Consider the following 6,101-nt stretch of genomic DNA (forward strand, 5'->3'; position numbering starts at 1 on the left):
AAATACATTACAAAAGTTAAAGAACATTTTTACTCTAAAGATTTTTAGCGCAAAAAAGGAAGCAAAATTATAGCAAAGAAAACTTAAGGGGAGGTTAAAGGGGGGAAATGAAATTTTAAAGACCAATTTTATTATTATTTATGAATACAATATGTATTTATAAAAATTTAAGAATTTAGGAAGTATAATTTCTCCCTCATCGTTAAATTTTAAGGGATTTTTATGAGTTATTACACAATACCAAACTCTGTTTTAGAAAATGATTTCAACTTCCTAAGTAAAAGTTGTGAAGATTTTAAAAACGGCAAACTAGACGAGGTTACTTTCAAGGCAATTCGTGTGCCTTATGGAATTTATGAACAAAGAGAAAAAAATACTTATATGGTTCGCATCAAAACTCACGGGGGACAAATCACACCCAAACAATTACTTGGGATTTCTAAACTAGCCCAAAATTATGCCAATCAAAGCCTACACATCACTACAAGAGGGGGGATTCAGCTACATTATGTAGATTTTGAAAATCTCTGCCTTGTTACGCAAGAATTACACAAACTAAGGCTTAGTGGTCGTGGGAGTGGAGGAAATTGTGTGCGCGGAATCGTAGGAGATGCACTCTCTGGAATCGCAAAAGATGATGTATTTGACATTCAACCCTATGCTAATGCAATCACAGAAAGAATGTTAGCCCTCAAAGATTCCTTTAATTTACCGCGTAAATTTAAAATTTCTTTTTCAAGCTCCAAAGCCGATAGAGCCACTGCAACCATTACAGATGTAGGATTCATCGCTACTAAAAAAGGTAACAGAAAAGGATTTATTGTCTATATTGCCGGAGGAATGGGTTCAAAAAGCCGTTTGGGGTATAAGATTACAGATTTTTTACCCGCTAAAGAATGTTTTTTATTTGCTCAAGCCGTAAAGCAGGTGTTTGATAAATATGGCAATAGAGAAAATAAGCATTCTGCAAGACTAAGATTCTTAGCCGATAAGATTGGCATTGAAGAGCTAACAAAACGCATAGAACAAGAAAAACAATTGATTCAAAAATCACAAAAAGATTGGGAGATTAAAGTCTCAAAATCCTTTATCAAACTCCCAAAACTAGAACACAAAGCTTTGCCAAAAATGACAAAAGAAGAAAAACTTTGGTGGAATCGCTTTGTGAGAGAGCAAAAGCAAAGCGGCTATTTTTATGCCAAAGTGCCACTTACTCTAGGAGATATTCCCTACAAAAGTGCCGAAAAATTAGCAAATATACTAAAAAGTGTGAATTCCCACTGCATTGCTTTTGGGCAAAATCAGAATCTTTATGTAAGGAATCTAAGCGCAGAGCAAATGCTAACACTTTACCCAATTCTCACAGAATTTTCTCCCCAAAGCAAGCAAGCAACGATTTTGGGGGATATGGTTGCTTGCACGGGTGCAGCGACTTGTCAGCTTGGAATCGCGCGTCCTAGAGGAGCAGTGCAAGAGATTGAAAAGTATTTGCTTAAATCAAAAATAGATTTGGACGCCCTACAAGACTTCAGGATTCAACTCTCTGGTTGTCCAAATTCTTGCGGTAATCATTTCACCGCAAATTTAGGATTCTTTGGCAAAATCCAACGACAAGGCGGAATTCCCTACCCTGCTTATAATGTCGTAACAGGAGGAGTTGTAGAGGAGGGAAAAACAAGGTTTGCTAAGAAAATTACACAAATTGCAGCTTTTTATCTGCCCGAATTTGTCTATAAAGTCCTTACCCGATTCCTTGAAGTTAAAAAACAATTTAAAACCTTTGAATCTTGGGTGGATTCTAGCGGCGAGGAAGAAATTATCAAAATCGCAGAATCTTTTGCAAAAATCCCAAACTTTTCGGAGAACCCTAAGCCTTATTATGATTGGAGTAGCGAGGAATTGTTTTCTGTATCTTTAAAGAAAAATGGTATTGGAGAGGAAAATTAATGCAAGGTTCCTTTACGCTTCCTATTGCATTAACGCCCAAGAAAACATTATTAATTGGTGCTGGGAATGTTGCCAAACAAAAACATATTGCATTAAAAGAATCCAAATGGGAAGTCCAAATCATCGCAAGAGAGAGGAAAGATTCCTACTTTGAAAACTTTAATGTAGAAATTGGAGAAATTCAAGATTCCTTGCTTCAAGGCTTTGAACTTGTCATTGATGCAAGTGGAGATGAAAAACTCGGCACATTTTTATGGGAGAAGCGCAAAGAGTTTGGGTATCTTTTAAATGTTGTGGATAATCCTAAGCTGTGTGATTTTTATTTTGGGGCGATTGCGCGTTATCAAGATTTAAGTGTGCTTGTTAGCACAAATGGTGCAAGTCCGATTCTTGCGCAAAGCATAAGAGACAAAATTGCTAGAATCCTGCCAAACTCTCTTGAATCATTAGTAGAAAAACTCAAAAAAATGCGTCAAAATCTAAAGATAGACGAATCTAAAAAAGAACAAATCAAAACAGAATGCAAGCAATCTTTGGGCAAGGTTTTCATTATCGGCTGTGGTCCAAATAGTTTGCAAAGCCTAACTTTAAAAGCATTGGAGACTTTTGAAATTTTAGATGTGGCACTTTTGGATAATTTAATTGGCAAAGAAATTTGGAATCTTTTAGAAAATATTGGCGTTACTTGCATTAGTGTGGGCAAACAAAAGGGCAAACAAAGTTTTTCCCAAGAGAAAATTAATACACTAATGCTACAATACGCAAAAGAAGGCAAAAATGTCGGCAGATTAAAGGGTGGAGACCCCATAATCTTTGGTAGAGTCTTTGAGGAGGGAAGCTTTCTTAAATCTCACAACATAGAGGTAGAATGTATTAGTGGGCTAAGTTCAAGCCTAAATGGGGCTTTAACAAGTGGAATCACACCAACTTTGCGCGGAGTGAGTGCGGGTGTGCTGATTGTTTCTGCACATTTAAGAGAGAGTGTTTTTCACACAGAATGGTTACATTATCTTAAAAATTCACCTTATACTCTCATCGTAATGATGGCTTATAGCTTTGCAGATAAAATCGTTCAAAACGCTAAGGAGCTTGGAATCCCGCTTTCACTTCCTGCGGCATTTATTTCCAAAGTGGATTCCAAAGAGCAAAAATCCATCATCGGCACATTAGGGCAACTAGAGCAAATGGCTAAACTCTGCGATAAACCTGCAATCTTGATACTAGGCAAAGCGGTAGGAGAATGCCTCTGTATGCCCTTTGCGGGGCAAAGAATTATTCTATAAAATTATCAACAATTTAGAAATTAAGGTTAAAAATGAAAGAAATAAAATGGTTAGCAAAAGAAGATAGTTGGGCTAATATTATTGGCTTATTTTTAGTTTTAGGCATTAGTGCATTTTGGTTTTTTGATGGATTCTCTATAATTCAAGCTTTAAATGTGAAATTTGGCTCTTGGAGGGGGACGGATATTATGGACGCTTTCAAGAATCTCTCTTTCTTGAATTTTGTTATTTTATTTTGTTTTTTTGGAATTTGGTTTAGCATTGTTTCAAGATTCTTAAACAAAAAATTTAAGCCCTTTATTGTGAGCTTTAGCATTTTATTTATTCTTAGCATTCTTGTGTTTTTAATCAGTAGCCATTCACAAGCCAAAGAATTTCAGTTAGAATCCCCCTTAGTTGCGCTTCTGCTTGGATTAGTTTTGGGAAATTTTGCAAATCTCCCACAATGGTTTAAGGATTCCTTGCTTACGGAATTTTATGTCAAAATTGGAATTGTTCTTATGGGTGCAACCTTACCTTTAACGCTTTTAATCAATGCGGGTGGAATCGCTATTTTACAAGCTTGTATCATTACGATTGTTACTTTTTGGACGATTTATTTCGCAGCAACAAAACTTTTTAAGCTAGACTCAAGCTTTGGTGCAACCTTAGGGGCAGGAGGTTCTATTTGTGGTGTAAGTGCGGCAATCGTGATTGGAAATGCTGCAAAGGCAAAACAAGAACATATCAGCCTTGCCATTAGCATTGTTGTTTTATGGGCTGTGGTAATGGTAATTTTGCTGCCTCTATTTTGCAAGGCATTAGGCTTAGATGCTGGAGTAGCTGGAGCTTGGATTGGCACTTCAGAGTTTGCCGATTCCGCAGGATTAGCCGCAGCGCAATCCATTGGAGATGAACGAGCCATTGCAGCTTTTACACTCATTAAGGTGATTGGTAGAGATATGTTTGTGGGAATTTGGGCGGTGCTTGTGGCATTTTTATCTGTCGCGGTATGGCACAAACAAGAAAATACACGAGTTAGTATAGGAATAATTTGGGAGAGATTTCCAAAGTTCATTTTAGGATTCCTCATTGCCTCTGTGCTTGTAAGTCTCTTTACCCTTAACTTAGACTCTGCAAGCAGCCAGCAATTTTCCAAAGAAACATTGGGTTTGATTAAGACTTTGCGTAATTGGGTTTTCACTTGGACTTTTCTTTGTATTGGTTTAAATACGCAGTTTAAGAAAATTATTGCTGTGGGTTATAAGCCCTTTGTAGCATTCACGCTCGGTGTAGCTGTCAATTTACCACTTGGCTATCTGCTCTCGTCTTATATTTTTGAGGAATTTTGGACAAACTTTATGCGGTAAGCGGGTATTGCGTCCTTGCTAGCAGACAAACCCTACTCAAGGACGCAACCACATATCAATTCATAAGAATCTTTAATACAAATTTTAAGCTTATTTATCCATCTCCTCACACATTCTCTCAAACTCTTGATAATATTTCCAAGATTCTACAATGTCGGGACGATATTGCGCTATTGCGGCTACTTCTTTATCAAGAATAGATTTTATATGTTTTCTTGCTTGAGGCTCTTGTTTGAAGTATTGCATAATATCACGAATCGCTAGTGCTTTTGCATCCTCTTGCTTAAATCTCTCTTTAAGCTTTTCTAAAAATTTCTTTAAATACTCACAAGATTCTTTGTATAAAGTCTCATTTGCTCGGAAGGATTCTACTTCATTTTTATCAATATAAACCCCAATGACTTCGTTTGGTTTGCCCATAATCCCTTGATGCAAATCTACCCATTGCGAATTATTGCTATGCGTTGCAAGAGTGAGTTTAAAATCTCCCGCTTGAAAGACAAGAGGAAAAAACAAATAAGCACTTCCTTTGAATACATTTGTTTGCAAAGCCTTTTTATGACAATTCTGGAGAGGATTAAATCCAAAATCCTTTGCGATAACTTGTAGCTTTGAAATCGCCTCATCAGAATTTAATTCTTTTATATCCAAAAATGCTATTTTGGAAATATTCTTTTGCAATTCTTTAAGGTGAATATGGAAGCTAAAAAGATTGGAGTAAGCGTATTTTTTCAAGCCCTCTAAATTATAGTTATATTTAAGATGCTCAAGAGGCTTTATTACATCTTCAAAATCAAAAGTCTTGTCAAATTCTTTTGTAATCGCTAAGCTATGCCATCGCCCTGCCCTTGCCAAACAATGCCTAAGAAGTTCCATAGGATCTCTTGTCTGACACATAAAAGAAACTTTCTTATCAATCAAAGAAAAGAATTTAAGATAATTTGAAGTTTGATACTCTAAATCGCTAAGAGAAACAACATTAAACCCATTAGAATGTAACAGAAAGTTATAAGCAAGAATATACCGATTGTTAGCACTTCCCTTGATAAATAAATCAATGATTCTTAAACCAATTGCACTAAATACCTCACTTACTTTAGCAACTCCCGCCCCATGTCCATAAAGATAAATCATCTTATACCCCCTCGGCAATGGCAAATTCAAATCCCAAGCAAGTTCCGCAGGGATACTCTCATAGCTTAAGTTTGGATAAGGTTGGATAGAATCTCTATTCTCTCTTTGGGATTCTACATTGTATTCTTTAGATTCTCTCTCCTTTATTCTTAACTCTGTTTCTTTATTATGATTGTTTTTCTCTTTAGATTCTCTCTTTGCATTCAATCTCTCTGGATTCAGTAAAGGAGGATAAGGGTGATTCGTGTTAATGTATTGTTCTTTAAATTCTTTAGAGTTAAGCCATTGTAGGATTTCCTCTTTGTGTTTTAAAAGGAAAGGTGTTTGAGTAGAAAAAGGAATTTGAGAAAAAAGTTTAAAAAAGAAAGATTCTATCTTAAAAGAATTG

4 protein-coding genes are annotated in these 6,101 nt (G+C 36.1%); 3 read left to right on the forward strand and 1 reads right to left on the reverse strand.

From position 1 onward, the window contains the following. The first annotated feature begins 222 nt into the window (after positions 1-222). From CQA43_RS09210 to CQA43_RS09220, 3 genes are read left to right on the forward strand one after another with little or no spacing between them, the layout of a single operon-like run. On the forward strand, positions 223-1,947 hold the full coding sequence (locus CQA43_RS09210; protein WP_115552302.1) for a nitrite/sulfite reductase: 1,725 nt from the start codon (positions 223-225) through the stop codon (positions 1,945-1,947). Continuing rightward, on the forward strand, positions 1,947-3,230 hold the full coding sequence (locus CQA43_RS09215) for a siroheme synthase family protein (protein ID WP_115552303.1): 1,284 nt from the start codon (positions 1,947-1,949) through the stop codon (positions 3,228-3,230). The genes CQA43_RS09210 and CQA43_RS09215 overlap by 1 nt, the downstream gene beginning before the upstream one ends. A 32-nt stretch (positions 3,231-3,262) precedes the next feature. Further along, positions 3,263-4,579 (forward strand): YeiH family protein, encoded by a 1,317-nt coding sequence (locus CQA43_RS09220; protein ID WP_115552304.1) that lies wholly within the window; start codon positions 3,263-3,265, stop codon positions 4,577-4,579. 90 nt (positions 4,580-4,669) lie between these two features. Here CQA43_RS09220 and CQA43_RS09225 read toward each other — a convergent pair. Further along, positions 4,670-6,101, reverse strand: a 1,432-nt coding sequence (locus tag CQA43_RS09225) for a DUF2972 domain-containing protein (RefSeq protein WP_115552305.1), incomplete at its 5' end; no start/stop codon positions are given.

Source organism: Helicobacter ganmani (assembly GCF_003364315.1).
GTDB classification, from domain to species: domain Bacteria; phylum Campylobacterota; class Campylobacteria; order Campylobacterales; family Helicobacteraceae; genus Helicobacter_D; species Helicobacter_D ganmani.